1 protein-coding gene is annotated in these 531 nt (G+C 67.0%); it reads right to left on the reverse strand.

The genetic code is table 11. The annotated features are described in order from the left end of the window. A partial coding sequence (locus tag NKI06_RS30885; RefSeq protein WP_352987930.1) for a ketoreductase domain-containing protein occupies positions 1-531 on the reverse strand: 531 nt, incomplete at both ends.

Consider the following 531-nt stretch of genomic DNA (forward strand, 5'->3'; position numbering starts at 1 on the left):
TCGCAGAGCCGGCGCTCCGCTGCGCTCTGCGGCGCCCTGTAGGACACCATCAGCGGCGGGCGCGGGTGCGACGGCCGCCTCGCCTGCACGCGCTGCGACGCGGCAAGGATCGTCGCGATCGAGAAGCTTTTGCTGCCCTCCACCATAGCGGCAAAGTCTTGCGTGGCGACAAAGCTGTTCGTCAGCCCGTTCGCCAGCACACGACCCAGCGCCTCGCAGCCGTCCGCAAAGCTCAGCCCGAAGCGTTGCCGCTTTGCGATGAAGTACGCCTTCACATCGTCTGGAAAGCCTTCAAGACCCTTCTCCCAGGCGTTCCACTGCCACTCCCCCCAGGCAACGGCCATGGTACATCCGTGTGCGCCGGCATGCTGGCGCGCGTAAGCTTCCAAAAACGCGTTGGCCGCGCAGTAGTCGACCTGCCCCGGCCCGCCGCCCGTGCGCGAACTGATCGAGGAGAACAGGCACAGAAAGTCCAGCGATCTGCCCGTCAACGCCTGCTGCAGCGCCAGCACGCCGGCGAGCTTGGGCCGC

The sequence above is a fragment of the Mesorhizobium sp. M0772 genome (assembly GCF_040320135.1).
Taxonomy (GTDB): Bacteria; Pseudomonadota; Alphaproteobacteria; order Rhizobiales; family Rhizobiaceae; genus Mesorhizobium.